Annotated in this window: 16 protein-coding genes and 2 pseudogenes; 11 read left to right on the plus strand and 7 right to left on the minus strand. The window is 72.1% G+C overall.

Annotated elements, in window-relative coordinates:
• The first annotated feature begins 8 nt into the window (after positions 1-8).
• From ACGFZQ_RS09600 to ACGFZQ_RS09615, 4 genes are all read left to right on the plus strand, one after another.
• Entirely contained in the window at positions 9-1265 is a 1257-nt protein-coding gene (locus ACGFZQ_RS09600; RefSeq protein ID WP_351747277.1) for a styrene monooxygenase/indole monooxygenase family protein, read from the plus strand.
• A gap of 182 nt (positions 1266-1447) precedes the next feature.
• A complete protein-coding gene (locus tag ACGFZQ_RS09605; protein ID WP_351747706.1) occupies positions 1448-2101 on the plus strand; it encodes a TetR/AcrR family transcriptional regulator in 654 nt (217 codons plus the stop codon).
• 10 nt (positions 2102-2111) lie between these two features.
• Positions 2112-2447 (plus strand): hypothetical protein, encoded by a 336-nt coding sequence (locus tag ACGFZQ_RS09610; protein ID WP_393839823.1) that lies wholly within the window; start codon positions 2112-2114, stop codon positions 2445-2447.
• A 103-nt stretch (positions 2448-2550) separates the two neighbouring features.
• Positions 2551-3690, plus strand: coding sequence for an NlpC/P60 family protein (locus tag ACGFZQ_RS09615; RefSeq protein WP_393839824.1), 1140 nt, complete (start codon positions 2551-2553; stop codon positions 3688-3690).
• 10 nt (positions 3691-3700) lie between these two features.
• On the opposite strand, the gene ACGFZQ_RS09620 is transcribed toward ACGFZQ_RS09615, so the two are convergent.
• The 6 genes from ACGFZQ_RS09620 to ACGFZQ_RS09645 form a co-directional block, all read right to left on the minus strand.
• Complete coding sequence (locus ACGFZQ_RS09620) at positions 3701-4639, minus strand: diiron oxygenase (protein ID WP_393839825.1); 939 nt, start codon at positions 4637-4639, stop codon at positions 3701-3703.
• 132 nt (positions 4640-4771) lie between these two features.
• The gene (locus ACGFZQ_RS09625; protein ID WP_393839888.1) at positions 4772-6229 is read right to left on the minus strand and encodes a penicillin-binding transpeptidase domain-containing protein; all 1458 of its coding nucleotides are present in this window, start codon (positions 6227-6229) and stop codon (positions 4772-4774) included.
• A 26-nt stretch (positions 6230-6255) separates the two neighbouring features.
• Positions 6256-7617, minus strand: coding sequence for an FtsW/RodA/SpoVE family cell cycle protein (locus ACGFZQ_RS09630; RefSeq protein WP_393839826.1), 1362 nt, complete (start codon positions 7615-7617; stop codon positions 6256-6258).
• Between the two features lie 233 nt (positions 7618-7850).
• Positions 7851-9080, minus strand: a complete 1230-nt coding sequence (locus ACGFZQ_RS09635; RefSeq protein ID WP_393839827.1) for an ATP-binding protein — start codon at positions 9078-9080, stop codon at positions 7851-7853.
• Complete coding sequence (locus ACGFZQ_RS09640) at positions 9077-9799, minus strand: hypothetical protein (RefSeq protein ID WP_393839828.1); 723 nt, start codon at positions 9797-9799, stop codon at positions 9077-9079. Before ACGFZQ_RS09640 ends, ACGFZQ_RS09635 begins: the two co-directional genes overlap by 4 nt.
• A gap of 110 nt (positions 9800-9909) precedes the next feature.
• Positions 9910-10341, minus strand: coding sequence for a protein phosphatase (locus ACGFZQ_RS09645; protein ID WP_393839889.1), 432 nt, complete (start codon positions 10339-10341; stop codon positions 9910-9912).
• A 176-nt stretch (positions 10342-10517) separates the two neighbouring features.
• Between ACGFZQ_RS09645 and ACGFZQ_RS09650 the strand changes: the two genes are divergently transcribed.
• Positions 10518-11321 (plus strand): nuclease-related domain-containing protein, encoded by an 804-nt coding sequence (locus tag ACGFZQ_RS09650; RefSeq protein WP_393839829.1) that lies wholly within the window; start codon positions 10518-10520, stop codon positions 11319-11321.
• A gap of 66 nt (positions 11322-11387) precedes the next feature.
• Here ACGFZQ_RS09650 and ligD read toward each other — a convergent pair whose 3' ends face one another.
• Entirely contained in the window at positions 11388-12269 is an 882-nt protein-coding gene (gene ligD / locus ACGFZQ_RS09655) for a non-homologous end-joining DNA ligase (protein ID WP_393839830.1), read from the minus strand.
• A gap of 52 nt (positions 12270-12321) precedes the next feature.
• Between ligD and ACGFZQ_RS09660 the strand changes: the two genes are divergently transcribed.
• The 6 genes and pseudogenes from ACGFZQ_RS09660 to ACGFZQ_RS09685 all read left to right on the plus strand — a co-directional run bounded on the left by ACGFZQ_RS09660 (position 12322) and on the right by ACGFZQ_RS09685 (position 17072).
• Positions 12322-13368 carry a Ku protein gene (locus ACGFZQ_RS09660; protein ID WP_393839831.1) on the plus strand — a complete coding sequence of 349 codons (1047 nt, stop codon included), beginning with the start codon at positions 12322-12324 and terminating at the stop codon, positions 13366-13368.
• Between the two features lie 439 nt (positions 13369-13807).
• Positions 13808-14290, plus strand: a complete 483-nt coding sequence (locus ACGFZQ_RS09665; protein ID WP_393839890.1) for a DoxX family protein — start codon at positions 13808-13810, stop codon at positions 14288-14290.
• Positions 14291-14825: 535 nt separating this feature from the next.
• Positions 14826-15143 (plus strand): annotated as a pseudogene (locus ACGFZQ_RS09670) (multicopper oxidase domain-containing protein); the annotation flags it as partial.
• Between the two features lie 158 nt (positions 15144-15301).
• Positions 15302-15433, plus strand: a pseudogene (locus ACGFZQ_RS09675) (hypothetical protein); the annotation flags it as partial.
• Between the two features lie 142 nt (positions 15434-15575).
• Complete coding sequence (locus ACGFZQ_RS09680; protein WP_393839832.1) at positions 15576-16019, plus strand: multicopper oxidase domain-containing protein; 444 nt, start codon at positions 15576-15578, stop codon at positions 16017-16019.
• Positions 16020-16115: 96 nt separating this feature from the next.
• Positions 16116-17072 carry a LysR family transcriptional regulator gene (locus ACGFZQ_RS09685; RefSeq protein ID WP_393839833.1) on the plus strand — a complete coding sequence of 319 codons (957 nt, stop codon included), beginning with the start codon at positions 16116-16118 and terminating at the stop codon, positions 17070-17072.
• Positions 17073-17200: the final 128 nt, after the last annotated feature.

The raw sequence follows: 17200 nt of genomic DNA on the forward strand, positions 1-17200 counted from the left end.
CCACCCGCATGCGGAAGATACTCGTCGTGGGGGCCGGCCAGTCCGGCCTCCAGCTCGCCCTCGGCCTCCAGTCGCACGGCTACGAGGTCACCCTGATGTCGAACCGGACCGCGGACGAGATCCGCTCCGGCCGGGTCATGTCGACGCAGTGCATGTTCCACACGGCACTGCAGCACGAGCGCGATCTCCAGCTGAACTTCTGGGAGTCCCAGGCCCCGAAGATCGAAGGACTCGGCGTCTCGGTCGCCGCCCCCGGCTCCTGGGGCGAGGGCCCCGCGGCCCGTGCCATCGACTGGGTGGGCAAGCTCGACGGGTACGCGCAGTCGGTCGACCAGCGGGTCAAGATGGCCGGCTGGATGGAGACCTTCGCCCAGCGCGGCGGCCAGCTGGTCATCCACGGCGCGGCGGTCGGCGACCTCGACTACTTCGCCCGCGCCTACGACCTGGTGCTGGTCTCGGCGGGCAAGGGCGAGCTCGTCCAGATGTTCGGCCGGGACGCCTCCCGCTCCCCCTACACGGAGCCGCAGCGCGCCCTCGCCGTCGCCTACGTCCACGGCCTCGGCCCCCGCCCCGAGCACCCGGACTTCTACGCGGTCCGCTGCAACCTGGTCCCCGGCGTCGGCGAACTCTTCGTCATGCCGACCCTGACCACCTCCGGACCGGCCGACATCCTCTTCTGGGAGGGCATACCCGGCGGCCCGCTGGACGTCTTCAACGGCGTCAAGGACCCGGCGGAGCACCTCTCCCTGACCCTGGAACTCATGGAGCGGTACACGCCCTGGGAGCACGCGCGGGCCACCAAGGTCGAACTGACCGACGCGGGCGGCACACTGGCCGGCCGCTACGCACCCACCGTCCGCAACCCCGTCGGCCGCCTCCCCGGCGGCGGCCTGGTGCTGGGCGTCGCGGACGTCGTCGTCGCGAACGACCCGATCACCGGCCAGGGCTCCAACTCGGCGGCCAAGTGCGCCGCCGCCTATCTCGCCTCGATCCTCGAGCACGGCGAGAAGGAGTTCGACGAGACCTGGATGCAGCAGACCTTCGACCGCTACTGGGACACCGCCCAGCACGTCACCAAGTGGACGAACGCGATGCTCGCCCCGCCGCCGGAGCACATCCTCAACCTGATCGGCGCGGCCGGCCAGCTCCCGCCGGTGGCCAACCGCTTCGCCAACGGCTTCAACGACCCCTCCGACTACGAGAACTTCTTCTACGAGCCGGAGAAGACGGAGGCCTACCTGGCCTCGGTGGCAGGCGCCGCCTGATCAGGCCGGTTTTCGGCCGCGGGTGCGCGGTGGTTGCTCGCGCAGTTCCCCGGGCCCCTGACGGGGCGCTACGGCAACGCGCCCCCGAAGGGGCGCGGGGAACGGCGCGACCAGCCACAACGGCGCCGCACCCGACCGACGGCCCATCGCGGCGCCCCCAGCGGAGCGCATACGCTGCAGTCATGACCCCGCAGGCCGCCACCCCCGCCTACCGCAGGCTGTCCGTCGAGGAGCGGCGCAGCCAGCTCCTCGAAGCGGCCCTCTCCCTCTTCGCGCACCGCGTCCCCGAGGACGTCTCCCTCGACGACGTGGCGGAGGCGGCCGGGGTCTCCCGCCCGCTGGTGTACCGGTACTTCCCGGGCGGCAAGCAGCAGCTCTACGAGGCCGCGCTCAGGTCGGCCGCCGAGGAGCTGGAGCACTGCTTCGACGAACCCCGTGAGGGCCCCCTGCTGCCCCGCCTGTCCCGCGCCCTCGACCGCTACCTCGCCTTCGTCGACCAGCACGACGCCGGCTTCAGCGCCCTGCTCCAGGGCGGCAGCGTGGTGGAGACCTCACGGACGACGGCGACCGTGGACGGCGTGCGGCGGGCCGCGGCGCAGCACATTCTCAGCCACCTCGGCATCACCGACCCCGGACCCCGGCTGCGCATGACCGTCCGCATGTGGATCACCGCCGTCGAGGCGGCCTCCCTGATCTGGCTCGACGAGGACAAGCAGCCGCCCACCGACGAGCTGCGCGACTGGCTGGTGGACCAGTTCGTCGCCGTACTGAGCGTCACCGCGCGCCGCGACCCGCAGACGGCCGCCCTCGTCGACGCCCTCGCGGCGGATGGCTGAAACTGGTGCCGTGAAGAGTCAGGACACCCCCTTCGAGGGCGGCCCCATGGACGGGCGGGTGCTCCCCGTACTGCTGGGCATGACCGGCCACCCCCCGAAGACGTACCGCATCCCGGTCCCGGACCCGGCCGGTGGCAAGCCCACCGTCCTGGTCTACCGCCGCGTCCCCCGCGGACAGAGCAAGCGCCTGGGTCTGGCCCAGGGCTGGAAGTACGAGTACGACCCCACGGGCAAGGGCGGCGGCGGAGGTCCGAAGTGGCCATGGTCGAAGCCGGACCCGGTCCCGGACCAGTCCTCCGCACCGGACACCGGGCCGCTCCGCAAGCCGGATGACACGGACGGGTGAAAGGGTTGGGCCGATAAGCCCACCATCGCTGCACGGATTAAACCTGCATGTCCGATTATCACGATGCGGTACGGAGGGGCCGTCCCGCATCGGAGGTGATGACGTGTCAGGAAGGTTTCTGCGCCTGGCCTGTACGGCCGCGGTGGCGGCCCAGGCCGTCCTCGCGCCCGAGTCCGCACTCGCCGCGCCCGAGCCCGAGCGTCCGGTGGCCGAGCTGCTGACGGACCTTCAGGGGCTGTACCGGCAGACCGAGCAGGCCACCGAGACCTACAACGCGACCGAGGAACGGCTGAGGCGGCAGCGTGCCGAGGTGGACCGGCTGGACGACGAGCTGGCCGAGTCCCGGCTCTCCCTGCACTCCAGCAAGGCCGAGGCCGGCCGGCTGGCCCGCCAGCAGTACCAGAGTGTCACCGGTCTCTCCCCGTACCTGCGGCTGCTCCTGGCCCGCGACCCCCAGCACGCGCTCGACGAGGGCCATGTCATCGGGCAGTTGGCCCGCGAACGGGCCCACACGGTGGGACGTCTCGTGGACGACGAGGAGCGGCAGACCGACCTGGCCCGCAAGGCCCGCAAGGCGCTGGACACCCGACTCGCCCTCGCCGAGGGGCAGAAGAAGCAGCGCGACGAGGTCCAGGACCGGCTGTCCGAGGTGGAGCGCATGCTGGCCTTCCTTACCCCCGCCCAGCTGACCGCCCTGGCCGACCTGGAGCGGGACAACACGGCGGCCGCGCAGCGGAAACTCACCGCGTCCGGCGCCCTGAGCGCCACCACCCCGCCCCCGTCCCAGGAGGGCGACCGCGCGGTGCGCTACGCGGTGCGGCAGCTGGGCAAGCCGTACCAGTGGGGCGCGCAGGGCCCGACGTCGTACGACTGCTCGGGCCTGACCTCACAGGCCTGGGACCACGCCGGCACCCCCATCCCGCGCACCAGCCAGCAGCAGTGGGCCGACCTGCCCCACGTCCCGCTGAACCAGCTACGCCCTGGTGACCTGGTCGTCTACTTCCCCGAAGCCACCCACGTGGCCCTCTACCTGGGCGACGGCAGGGTGGTCCAGGCCCCCCGCCCCGGCGCGAAGATCAAGGTCTCCCCGATCGCGGCCAACCCCATCCTGGGCGCGGTACGCCCGGACCCGAGGTCCCGGCCCCTGGGCCACTACACGCCCCCGACGATCCCGAAGGCGGCGACGGAGGGCCCGGACGAGGGCTTCGGCGTCCCACAGCCGACGGCTCCGACTCGGACCTGAGAGCCGGCACTCAGGCCAGCAGCCCCGAGCTCTTCCACAGCCGTCGGCCGGCTCCCCGGAGGACGCCGATGTCGTCCAGGAAGTCCGTCAGCTTCTTGGCGCCGCTCTGCATGACCTCCCGCCGGTGCCCGCTCGCCCGCACCTGGGCCACCGCCTCCCGCCGGTCCAGACCCACGTTGGTGTAGACCTCGGGGTTGACGAAGGCCACCGAGAAGACCCGCGCGAACTCGCCGGAGGTGACCCGGGTGAACTCCTGCGACCAGCGGGGCGCCGTCACCATCTGGCGGCGCAGCTCCTCGCGGGCGTACCGGACGTGCCGGGCCTCCTCGACCACATGGATACGCGTGACCCCCCGGACCAGTGTCTGCACCCGCTCGTCGGGGAAGGTCAGCCGCTGCATCCAGTCCAGGACCTCCTCGCCGAGCAGCGTGGCCGTGAAGGAGCCGGGGGTGGTCGAGATCGTCTTGAACAGGCGGCCCAGGGCCAGGTGGGCCCGGCTCACCGGGTACCAGGGCGCGTCACCGCGGGCTATCAGGCGCGCGAACATCTTCGAGTGCCGGCACTCGTCCTCGATCTCGGTCAGCGCGTAGCGCACGTGCGCGGTCGTCGCCGCCTTGTCATAGATGTGCCGCACCAGCAGCTGCATCAGGATCAGCTCGAACCAGATGCCGAGCGAGGCGAGGGCCGCGGCCTCGTGCTGGGAGAGCAGGATCCGCTGCTCCTCGGACATGCGCTTCCACATCGGGGTGTCGTAGAGCGACACCAGCTCCGGCGGCCAGAACCACTTGCCGTCCTCGAAGGGCGCGTCCCAGTCCAGCTCCTTGTCCGGGTCGAAGGAGTGCTTCGCGGAGGAGACGAGCAGCCGTTCGGCCACCTGCTCGCGGTCCTTGAGCAGGCCGAGCGCGTCGCGCAGTCCGTCGACCGCCTCCGCTTCCGTCAGGGTCGTCATGGCTCCCTCACCTCGTTACCCGGGGGTACGTTGCCGTCGGCTCTTATGAGACCGCTTGTCAGCAAGGTGGTCAATCCCCCGCGCACGACTTGTTGACTCCGCGTCTACCCGGCCCCGTCCGCCCGGCCCGCTTCAGAGCCCCAGCACCGCCCGCATCACCGCCCTGGCGATCGGCGCCGCGTCCCCGCCCCCGCTGATGTCGCCCCGGTCGGCCGCCGCGTCCTCCACCACCACGGCCACCGCCACCTTCGGCTCCAGGTCGGTGTCCGCCTGCGCCCAGGACACGAACCAGGCGTACGGCACCCCGGAGTTGCCCAGGCCGTGCTGCGCGGTGCCGGTCTTGCCGCCGACCGTCGCGCCGCGGATCGCCGCGTTGGACCCGGTGCCCTCCTGCACCACGTCCGTCATCAGCTCCCTCATCCGGACGGCCGTCGAGGGGCTCATCACCTGCCGGACCGGCCCGGCACCGCCCGTGCCGACCGTCTCGCCGGTCCGCCGCACGGTCCGCTCCACCAGATACGGCGGCCGTGCCATCCCGCCGTTGGCCACCGCCGCCGCGACCATCGCCATCTGCAGCGGGGTGGCGCGGGTGTTGTACTGCCCGATCGACGACAGCGCCAGCTGCGCCTTGTCCACGCTCGTGTCGAAGGTGCTCTGCGCGGTGGTGAAGGGGATGCGCAGGTGCGTGTCGTTGAAGCCGAACGCCTGGGCCGTCGCCGTCATGTCCGCGACCCCCACGTCCACGCCCAGCTTCGCGAAGACCGTGTTGCAGGACCACTCGAAGGCCGCCCGCAGCGAGGCGTCCCCGCAGCCGTCCCCCTCGTTGGTCAGCCGGGTCGTGGTGCCGGGCAGCCGGTAGGGGTCGGGGGAGTCGGTCGGCGCGTCCAGGTCGGTGACCACGCCCGCGTCAAGGGCGGCGGCCGCCGTCACGACCTTGAAGGTCGAGCCCGGCGGATACGTCTGCCGTACCGCACGGTTGAGCATCGGCTTCTCCGGGTCGTCGTTCAGGCGCGCCCAGGCCGAGGCCACCGCCTCGCCGTTGCCGGACAGCTCGGAGGGGTCGTACGACGGGGTGGAGACCAGGGCGAGGATCCGGCCGGTCGCCGGTTCGATCGCGGCCACCGCGCCCTTGCGGGCGCCCAGGCCCCGGTAGGCGGCCTCCTGCGCGTACCGGTTCAGGGTCGTGACGACGTTCCCGCCCGGGTTCTGCGAGCGGCTGGTGTCGTTCCACAGCGGGAACGGCGACAGCAGCGGGTCGGTGCCGGAGAGCAGCCCGTCCTCGGCGTGCTCCAGGAACGTGGTGCCGTACAGCTGCGAGGCGAAGCCGGTCACCGGTGCGTACAACGGCCCCTGCGGGTAGGTGCGTTCGTAGCGGAGCTGCTCCCTGCTGTCCCGGGAGCCGGTGACCGGCTGGCCGCCGACCAGGATGTCGCCGCGCGGCAGGCCGTAACGGGCGATGGAGGTGCGGCGGTTGGCGGGGTTGTCGTCGTAGGCATGGGCCCTGACCACCTGGACGCGGGCCGCGTTGACGAGCAGGGCGAAGAGCAGCAGGGCGCAGAAGGCACGGGCCCGCCGGATGTACCTGGCCATGCCGGTGTTCTGGCGGTCGCGCCGGCTCATGGGGCCACCCGTCCGTCGTAGTGGCGGCGGGCCGAGTCGCTCACCCGGATCAGCAGCGCCACGATCGCCCAGTTGGTGACCACCGAGGAGCCGCCCTGGGCGAGGAACGGCATCGCCATGCCGGTCAGCGGGATCAGCCCGGTCACCCCGCCCGCGATGACGAACACCTGGAGCGCGACGATCGAGGCGAGCCCGACCGCGAGCAGCCGGCCGAAGGGCTCGCGCAGGGCGAGGCCGGCCCGGTAGCCGCGCTCGACGAGCAGGCCGTAGAGGAGGAAGATCGCGGACAGCCCGGTGAGGCCGAGCTCCTCGCCCGCGGTGGCCAGGATGAAGTCCGACTTGGTGGCGAAGCCGATCAGGATCGAGTGGCCCAGGCCGAGTCCGGTGCCCAGCACCCCGCCGGCGGCGAACGCGAAGAGGGACTGGGCGAGTTGGTTCGGCCCCTGTCCGGCGTCGATCGAGGCGAAGGGGTGCAGCCAGTCCTCGATCCGGCCGTGGACATGCGGTTCCAGATGGCCGACGGCGACCGCGCCGAGCACCGCGAGCAGCAGGCCCACGGCGATCCAGCCGGTGCGCCCGGTGGCGACGTAGAGCATGACGACGAAGAGGCCGAAGAAGAGCAGGGATGTGCCCAGGTCGCGTTCGAGGATCAGGACGCCGACGCTCACCAGCCAGATGGTGACGATCGGACCGAGCACCCGACCCGTCGGGAACTGCATGAACCACAGCCGGCGGCCGGCGTAGGCGAGCGCGTTGCGGTTGGCGGCCAGGTACGCGGCGAAGAACACCGCGAGCAGCACCTTCGCGAACTCGCTGGGCTGGATGGAGAATCCCGCGATCCGGATCCAGATCCGGGCGCCGTTGACGGCCGGGAAGAAGATCGGGAGCAGCAGCAGGACGAGCGCGGCGGCGACACAGACGTAGGAGTAGCGCTGGAGGAGGCGGTGGTCGCGCAGTATCAGCACGACCATGATGAACAGGCCGACGCCCAGGGTGGACCAGACGAGTTGGGCGGGGGCCGCCCGGTCGCCGGGGGTGCCCAGGTCCAGCCGGTAGATCAGGACCAGGCCGAGTCCGTTGAGCAGCACGCCGATCGGCAGGGGCAGCGGGTCGGCGTACGGCGCGCGGAAGCGCACGGCGAGATGGGCGACGAGCGCGAGGACGCCGAGGCCGGCGCCGTAACCGGCGGCACCGGGCGGGACGGTGCCGGTCCGGGCCAGGCCGACCGCGCAGTAGCCGTACACGGAGAGCAGCACGGCCAGCACGAGCAGGGCGAGTTCGATGCCACGGCGCCGGGGGAGACGCACGGGGGCGGCCGGGGCCGCGGACGCCGTGAGGGTGGTTCCGGCCTTGGTCATGTCCGGAACTTACCCACATAGTGCTAGTTGCGTGCTTTGTTGGCTTGCGCCAGCGTGGCGCGAGGCCGGGGGTGGCTCGGGTGGTGTGGCACGTGCCGGCCGGTGGGGGTTGTCCGCGCCCACGCGGCGGAGCCGCATATCGACACAGCCCCGCGCCCCTATAGGTGGGACCAGTGCACCTGCCCAAGGGGCGCGGGGAACTGCGCGACAAGCCACGACGCACCCGCAGCCCCCTACGGCAGCGTCAACGTCGCCACCGCCCCGCCGCCGATCGCGTTGCCGAACGACAGCCGCGCGCCCAGCACCTCCGCCTGCCCCGCCGCGATCGTCAGCCCCAGCCCGTGCCCCTTGGACCCGCCCTCCGTCCGGAACCGCCGGGGCCCGTGGGCCACCAGGTACCCGGGAAACCCGTCCCCGTGATCCCGGACGGTGACCTCCTTGCCCTCCACCGTCAGCACCACCGGCGCCCGCCCGTGCCGGTGCGCGTTGGCGACCAGGTTCCCCAGCACCCGTTCCAGCCGCCGCCGGTCCGTCTCCACCCACACGTCCCGTACGACCTTCACCTCGGTCTCCGTCCCGGACACCCGCACCACCCGCTCGGCCAGCGCGCCCAGCGCCTCCGCGTCGGTCTCCAGCCGCTCCCGGCCGGTGTCGAGGCGGGAGATCTCCAGCAGGTCCTCGGTGAGCGTGCGCAGCGCCGCGACCCGGTCCCGCACCAGTTCCGTCGGCCGCCCCGCAGGGAGCAGTTCCGCCGCCGCGTGCAGCCCGGTCAGCGGCGTCCGCAGCTCGTGCGCCACGTCGGCCGTGAACCGCTGCTCGCTCAGCAGCTTGCTCTGCAGCGACGCGGCCATGCCGTCCAGCGCCGCGGCGACCGCGGCCACCTCGTCCTGCGGCCGGGTCGGATCCTTCGTCCGGGGATCGTGCACCCGCGCGTCCAGGTCCCCGGCGCTGATCCGCCGGGCCACCTGCGCGGTGCCGTGCAGCCGCCGGGTCACCCGGGTCACCGCGAACGCCCCGACCAGCAGCGTCGCCCCGATGGCGAGGGCCGACGACCAGACGATGGAGCGGTCCAGGCCGGCGATCGTACGGGTCTGCTGGGAGTAGTCCACGGCCACCGCGAGCGCCTGGTTCCGGTCGGCCGGGCCCGCCGCCCACATCGTGGGACGACCGTCGTCCCGGGCGACCATCGTGCCGCGCTCCCCGCCCACCGCCAGCGCCCGCAGCCGCGGCGGCAGCCCCACCGGGTCGATCGCGGAGCCCGGCAGCAGCGCGTCGCCCGCCTGGTACGCGGTCGTCGCGTCCGCGAGCCGGGAGAGTGCCTGGTCACGGGCCTGTGCGACGGTCTGGTCGGTGACCGACACATGCACGAGCACACCGAGCAGCGCGGCCAGCGCACAGCACATCACCGTGATGAACGCGGCCGACTTGGCCGCGAGTGTCCCGGCCCAGCGGGGGAGCCTCATCGCGCACTCGCCGAGGCGGAGGGTACCGGCGTGCGGCTGTGCCGTGCCTTGCCGGTGCGCAGGAACTCGTCCCGGGAGAACACCATCGCCTTCTGCTCCGGATCCCACGCCCAGGTCGTCCGGTACTCGTACCCGGTGATCCCGGCCGGCGACCGCACGATGACCGTCCGCCCGGCCAGCTCGACGCCGATGATCGCGTCGTTGTCCTCCAGCACCTCCACCAGCCGGTGCTTCTCGACGGTGTACACGCGCAGCGCCGTCTGGTTGGTCGGGTACAACCGGAAGCCGAGCGTCAGCTCGTCCCGTCCGTCCCCGGTCAGATCCCGGTAGTAAGGCTCGAGCAGCGGACACCGCGCCCCGCCGCCCCCGGCCGCGCACTCCTTCATCCGGTTCGAGGTCGCGTGGTAGGCGCCCTTCGACCCGTAGTCCGCCGGGCCCGAGGCGATCTCCGCCCGTACGACGGCCACCGGATCGACCCTGCGGATGTCGTCGCCGGGAACCGTGACGCCCTTGACGGTCTGCGCGCTGCCCTCGTCGTAGGGCCAGGCCGGGCTGGCCGCCGGCCGCAGGTCGGGCCAGAGCTTCACGGGGCTGACCGCGGTCGGGGTGGCACCGGCCGCCTGGAGCCCGCCGGAGTCGCCACAGCCGGCCACCGCCGTCGCCAGCAGGACGACGGCGGCCGCGGTGAGGGCGGTACGGACGGGACGACGGGTCGGCACGCTGCTCCTGGGCGGTTCGGGGGGTGAGGGTCTCGGGGCCCCGTACACCTTATTCGCAGATTCGTAGGGAAGTCCTTTTTGCATCCTGTATGGCCGGTGCGGGGGAGAGGCTACTCGGCGAGTTCCTCAAGGAGCCGGGCGGTGGAGAGTCCGGCCCGCAGGTAGGCGACGAACAGCTCGTTGTGCAGCGCCCAGGGCGAGCGCCGGGCCCGCACCAGCCGTATCGCCTCCTCGGCCGTACGCCCCCGGTGCACCAGCGCCTGCGCGACCACCAGCCCCGACCGGTTGTACCCGCTGTGGCAGCGCACCAGTACCGACCGCCCGGCGTCCAGGGCCTCGCTGGCGGCCCGGGCGAGCCGCATCACGCCCGCCAACTGGGTGCCGTCCAGCGGCCCGTCGGGAATCGGCCACACCTGATGCTCGACCCCGGTGTCCGGCCCGTGCCCGGGCACCCGCAGCAGACTCTGCACCAGATCGAACTCGTCCCGTACGACAGCGGACTCCAGCCGCCCCGCATGCCCCCGGAACTCGTGGCCGCCCATCCACAGCCCGGGCAGCACCTCGCTCCACGGGCTGTCCGGAGCCGGAACGTCGTACTGCTCCCCATGGATCCGCACCGGCGCCTCCCCGCTGCACGCGCCAACCCCCTGTCAAAGGTAGCGGGGTTCTTGCCCGCAGAGCACCCCGCCTGTTCCCATGGTCGAGGGGTGATGCCGCAATGACCGGACTGCGCGTCGTGCCGGCCTGGCGCCAGGGCCAGGAACGGCTGTACGTCTGCCTCACGGACGGACGGAACATCGCCTGGTACGACCGCGAGGCGGGCCGGGTCAACCTGCTCAGCGAGGAGCGCCAGGACGACGTACTCGAAACCCTGCGGCCGTTCCTGACCGGCCCGGTCACGATCGGCCCGCCACCGGTGCCCACGCCCGCCGAACTGGCGCGGCTGACCCTGCACCCCGACGACGACCTCGCGCCCAACCGCCCCGGCGAGGCGCTGCTGATCGCTCTCGACCGGGACCCCGGCCCGGCCCACCGCCTCCGCCCCGACCCGCGCCGCCGCGCGCTGACCGCCGAGCAGACCGTCGGCGACGCCCTGGACCGTCTGGACGGCGCGGGGTGGCACGCCCTGCACTCCGTCCCGCTCCCCGGCGGCGACCGCCTCCACCACCTGCTGATCGGCCCCGGTGGCCTCTTCTGCGTGCACGCGCTCTACGCCCGCAAGCAGAAGGTGCTGGTCGCCGACCCGATGGTCACCCTGGGCCGCCGCGATCCCCGGCCGCTGCTGCGCCGCCTGCGCGCGGACGCCGACCGGGCCTCCTACGCCCTGACGGCCGAGGTCCACCCCGTCCTGGCCCTGACCGACCCGGCGGACGTCGTGCTGACGGCTCCGCCCCGCGAGGTCCGCATCCTCCGCGACCGGGACCTGGAGGGCCTCTCCCGCCTGGGCGGAGTCCTCAAACCGGCGGACGTCGAGGCACTGCACGCGATGGCGCGCGACCGCAACACGTGGGGGAGGGTGTAACTGACTCCGGGCCCGTCCGGCCCGCTAGAGCCCCCCTTTCCTGCTCTGTGTTTCACGGTTCACGGTTCACGGCAGCGGCGCCGCCCGCCCCGCGTCCAGCAGCGGCGCCAGCAGGTCCCCGTACTCCTCGACCCGCCCCGCGATGTCCCCGGCCCGGAACCCCAGGTCCTCCGCCCGCCGGCACTCCGCGACCTCCTCCCAGGTCACCGGCGCCGACACCATCGGCTCCCGCCGCGCCCGGACCGTGTACGGGGTCGCCGTCGTCTTCCGCCCCGCGTTCTGGCTCCAGTCCACGAACACCTTCCCCGGCCGCAGGCTCCGCGTCATCCGGTGCACCACCAGCCGCGGCAGTGCCCGCTCCGCCGCCACGGCCAGCCCCTTCGCGTACTCGCTCACCCGCTCGCTGGACGCCCCCCGCACTCTCGCCAGCAGATGCAGCCCCTTCGACCCGGCCGTCTTGGCGTACGCCTCGATCCCGTCCGCGGCCAGCCGCTCCCGCAGCCACAGCGCGACCTCGCAGCACTCCACCACCGTCGCCGGAGCCCCGGGGTCCAGGTCGAAGACGATCCGGTCGGCCTCGTCCGGCGTCCGCACCAGCCATTGGTGCGTATGGAACTCGGTGACCAGGTTCGCCGCCCACATCAGGCTCGGCAGGTCCTGCACCAGCACCATCCGGGCCGCCCCCTCCGACCGGCGCACCTCGGCGGTGGTGACCCACTCGGGCGTACCCGGCGGCACGTTCTTGGTGAAGAACACCTGGCCGTCAGGACCGTCCGGGTACCGGAGGAACGACACCGGCCGGTCCCGCAGATGCGGCAGCAGGACCGCGGCCGACGTCGCGTAGTAGTGCAGCAGCTCGCCCTTGGTGAACCCGGTCGCCGGATACAGCACCTTCTCCAGGTTGCTGAGCGCGACCCTCCGCCCGTCCACCTCTGTGATCGGCGTCATACGATGACAATCTCATACAAATGATGGGTATCCGGACGGAAGGAAGCCGCAGGTGCGATCCATATGGAACGGCGCGATCTCCTTCGGTCTCGTCAGCATCCCGATCAAGCTGGTCAACGCCACGGAGAGCCACTCGATCTCCTTCCGCCAGGTCCACACCGAGGACAGCGGCCGGATCCGCTACCGCAAGTTCTGCGAGCTGGAGGACCGCGAGGTCACCCAGTCGGAGATCGGCAAGGGGTTCGAGGACGCGGACGGCACGATCATCCCGATCACCGACGACGACCTGTCCCACCTGCCGATCCCCACCGCCCGCACCATCGAGATCGTCGCCTTCGTCCCGGCCGAGCGGATCGACCCGCTCCAGATGGACGCGGCGTACTACCTGGCGGCCTCCGGCGCCCCCGCCGCGAAGCCGTACACCCTGCTGCGTGAGGCCCTGAAACGCAGCCACAAGGTGGCCATCGCGAAGTACGCGCTGCGCGGCCGGGAACGCCTCGGCATGCTCCGGGTGGTCGGCGACGCCATCGCCATGCACGGCCTGCTCTGGCCGGACGAGGTCCGCGCCCCGGAGGGCGTCGCCCCCGACGTCGACGTCACCGTCCGCGACAAGGAACTCGACCTCGCGGACGCCCTGATGGACACCCTCGGCGAGGTCGACCTGGAAGACCTGCACGACGAGTACCGGGCGGCCCTGGAGGAGGTCATCGCGGCGAAGGCGGCCGGGGAGGCCCCACCGGAGACCCCGGAGCCGGCGAAGGGCGGCAAGGTGCTCGACCTCATGGCGGCCCTGGAGAAGAGCGTCCGCGCGGCGAAGGAGTCGCGGGGCGAGGAGGCGCGGGGCGAGGCGGCGGAGGTCACGCCGATGCCGAGCGAGAGGCCGCGGGCGGCGGCGAAGAAGACGGCGGCGAAGAAGACGACGGCCGCGAAGAAGACGACGGCCGCGAAGGAGTCGGCTTCGAAGACGTCGGCTTCGAAGACGTCGGCAGGGAAGGCGGCGGCCGAGAAGTCCACGGCCAGGAAGTCCACGGCCAAGAAGGCGACGGCGAAGAAGTCGACGGTCAAGAAGGCGGTTTCATCTCGCAAACGTTCGGCATGAAATCGCCCCTGTCGGATGTCGCGGCGCTGTGTTCGACACGTGTCCCGGTTTTTCTGACGATCCGTCACCGTGCCCTTTCTTCGACGCCGTTCGGATCCCCGCCGCGTACCGCGCCCGGTAGCCGTCGAGCTGCGCCATGCTCGTTATCGGCAATCGAAATAATGTACATCTCAACTTATCGGTGGATATGGTCAGGTAATGGCGCAATGCTGGGTGATGGGGAGGGCCCGCCGCACGACGGGCAGACCGGCTCGTTCTCACCTGTGAAGGCATTGTCATGCGCGCTCTGCATCTCCACCCCTTCGGTAGAACTCATGTCCTGTCACTGACCCAGGCACGCGCCCCCGCGGGCCCCGCGGCGGAGGTCCGCAGGCCCGCCGATCCTGCCAGGGCCGCCTCGGGCCCGCCGGGCGGGACGCACGCCGGTTCGGTTCTTCGGCTGTCCGCCGGTGAGTGCGGACTGCTGCTGATCAGGCTGACCTTCGGACTGCTGTTGGCCGGCCATGGTGCGCAGAAGCTGTTCGGCATCTTCGGAGGGCCGGGCCTGGCGGCCACCGGCAGGAGCTTCGACGCCCTCGGCTACCACCCGGGCAAGATCTTCGCCGTGATCGGCGGTCTCTCCGAACTCTGCGGGGGCCTCGGTCTGGCGGTCGGGCTGCTCACCCCGCTGGCGGCCGCCGCCGTCATCGGCGTGATGATCAACGCCATGGTGACCGTGAGCGGTGCCCACGGCCTGTGGATCCAGAACGGCGGAGTCGAGTACAGCGTCGCCATCTGCATCGTCGCCCTCGCCCTCGCCGCCATCGGCCCGGGCCGGGTGTCCGTCGACCGGTTCCTCCCCTGGCGCTCGGACGGCTGGCCCGCGGCCGCCGTCGCGCTCGGTCTGGGCGGCATCGGCGCCGCGATCGCACTGAGTATCTGAACGCGTCGCCGTAGCCGCCTCGCCTCGCCCCGCCCTGGCCAGGCCGGGCGGCGGCTACGGCGACGGCCACAAGGTGCGGGCGTGGGGCGCGGCCACAGGGCGCGGGACTGCCGCCATATGTGTGGAAGTCCTGCCGCCTTGAGTGGTTGCCGCCGCCTCGTGCGCGTGGCACGCCGAGGGGCGGGGCCCCTTCCTACATTCCGGCAGACGGTCCGTTGGCGGACCGTCGTGACGTCGACCCTTCGGGCGTGAAACCGCCGTCCGGTCACTCGGCTTCCCTGGGAGAGAAGTGACCCGGTTGCGCATCCGTTCCTCGCCGGCCCTGCCGGTCGCCGACGGCCTGCTCCTCACCACCGGCTGGCTGACCGGCTGCGGAGACCTGACACCGACCGGAGACCCGCACGCCACCCGGCAGCCCGCCCCGCAGGCCGGCCACCGCCCCGCCGCCGGACCGCGGCTGCAGGACCCGCCGGAACTGGTCAGCCGCGACGGTCTCCTGAGGGCCGACATCGTGGTGGATCGCCGCAAGGTACAGGTGGGTGACCGCCGGCTGTACGCCACCACCTACAACGGGGCGTACATGCCACCCACCCTGCGGGTACGCCCCGGCGACCGCATCGACCTCACCATGACCAACCGCATCGACCAGGACACCAACGTGCACACGCACGGCCTCCATGTCTCGCCGCGCGCCCCCTCCGACGACGTCTTCATCGCCATCAAGTACAACCACTCGTACCACTACCGGTACCAGCTGCCGTTCAACCACCCGACCGGCACCTTCTGGTACCACTCGCACGCGGACATGATGTCCGCGCCGCAGGTCGCCGGCGGCGAGTCGGGTCTCATCGTCGTCGAAGCCTCCAGCGGCACCTGCCCCCGTCCCTGCGCGGCATCACCGAGCACACGATCGCGTTCAAGGACTTCCAGGTCGAGGGCGATGCGATCAAGACGCACCCGCTCGAGATCGGGGCGCCCACGAACCGCACCGTCAACGGCCGGCAGAACCCGGTGGTCACCATCCGGCCGGGGGAGACCCAGCTCTGGCGGCTCGCCAACATCGGGGCCAACATCTACTACAAGCTCCACCTCCCGGGCTACCGCTTCCGCGTGATCGCCCAGGACGGCATCCCCGTCCGCAAGGCGTACGACCAGGACACGATCGTGATCGCGGCGGGAGCACGCTTCGACGTCCTCGTCCAGGGCGCCCCGCCCGGCACCACACGCCTGGAGACCCTCAAGTACGACACCGGACCGGCCGGGAACAAGTTCCCGGCGTACGGGCGTGCCGCCGCTGACGACGGTGGCGAGGTCGGCCTGCAACGCGACGATCGCGGCCCGCAGGACCGTCGTCCTCACGGAGAACAAGGCGGGCACGAAGTTCTACATCAACGGCCGGCTGTACGACCCGCACCGGATCGACTTCACCGGCACCCTCGACACCGTCGAGGAGTGGACCGTCCGCAACGACTCCGACGAGACCCACTCCTTCCACATCCACACCAACGACTTCCAGCTGATGAGCATCGACGGGAAGCCCCACGACCCGTCCCACTGCTGGTACGACACCATCGACGTGCCCGTGCGCGGCAAGGCGGTCATCCGCATCCACTACACCGACTTCACCGGGAAGACCGTGCTGCACTGCCACATCCTCAACCACGAGGACATGGGCATGATGGCCGTCCTGGACATCGTCGCGCCCCGCGAGGACTCGCCCGGCAAGTGAGCACCACGGCGGACCGCCACCACGGGCGGGGGCCGTGGGGGCGGTCGTACGCTTGAGGGGCAAGAACCCCGGCTCACAGCTGGGAGGGCTGGGACGATGCTGAGCGCGCATGTCCCCGACCTGGCAGCGCTGGAACTCCTGCTCGGGGTCGCCCGGGAAGGCAGCCTGAACGGCGTCGCCCGCAAGGCCGGGGTGAGCCAGCAGGCCGTATCGGCGCGGATCCGCGCGATGGAGGCACAGACCGGGGTCACCCTCGTGCACCGGACTCCCCGCGGGTCCAGCCTGACCGTCGAAGGCGTCATGATCGCGGAGTGGGCCGCCCGGCTGCTGGACGTCGCGGCCGAAATGGACGCCGGGATCACGGCACTGCGGGCCGGCCAGCGGTCCCGCCTCCGGGTCAGCGCCAGCTCGACCATCTCCGAGATGCTCCTGCCCGGCTGGCTCGCGTCCTTCCGCGCGGAGACCCCGCAGGGCAGGAACGCTCCGGAGATCGTACTGACCTATGCCAACACCGCCATGGTCATCACCCATGTCACCGAGGGCCTCGCCGACATCGGCTTCACCGAGGGCCCGCGCGAGCCCGCCGGGCTGCATGGCAGGGCCGTCGGCCACGACCGGCTCACGGTTGTCGTCGCTCCAGGGCACCCGTGGGCGGGCCCTCGGCCCGTCAGCGCCGCCGAACTGGCCGGGACCCCGCTGGTGAGCCGGGAGAGCGGCTCCGGTACCCGGGACACTTTCACCGCCGCGCTGACCGCCGTACTCGGCCCCGGTGCCCCGCAGGCCCCCGCGGCGCTGTCGCTGTCCACCACCGCGGCGATCCGCTCGGCCGCGCTGGCCGGTGCGGCGCCCGCGGTCATCAGCGAACTCGCCGTCGCCGACGACCTGGCCAGCGGCCGGCTCGTCGCGGTACAGACACCGGAACTCGACCTGCGCCGAACCCTGCGTGCCGTCTGGGACGGCGCCACCACCCCGCCCAGCGGCGCGGCCCGCGACCTGATCGCCCACATCCTGACCCGCCGGCACCAGGAGCGCCGCAGCGGCCGAGCCCACTGACCCGGGGGGCCGCCGTACCGTCGCCGGCCTCGTGCCGAGGCCCGTCCACCGGCTCGGGCCGAGCCGGGAGCGGCCGTGGTTCGGAGCGGCTGCGGTCCGGTTCGGCCGTGGTCCCGAGCGGCCGTGGT

Source organism: Streptomyces sp. NPDC048254 (assembly GCF_043201895.1).
GTDB lineage: Bacteria > Actinomycetota > Actinomycetes > Streptomycetales > Streptomycetaceae > Streptomyces.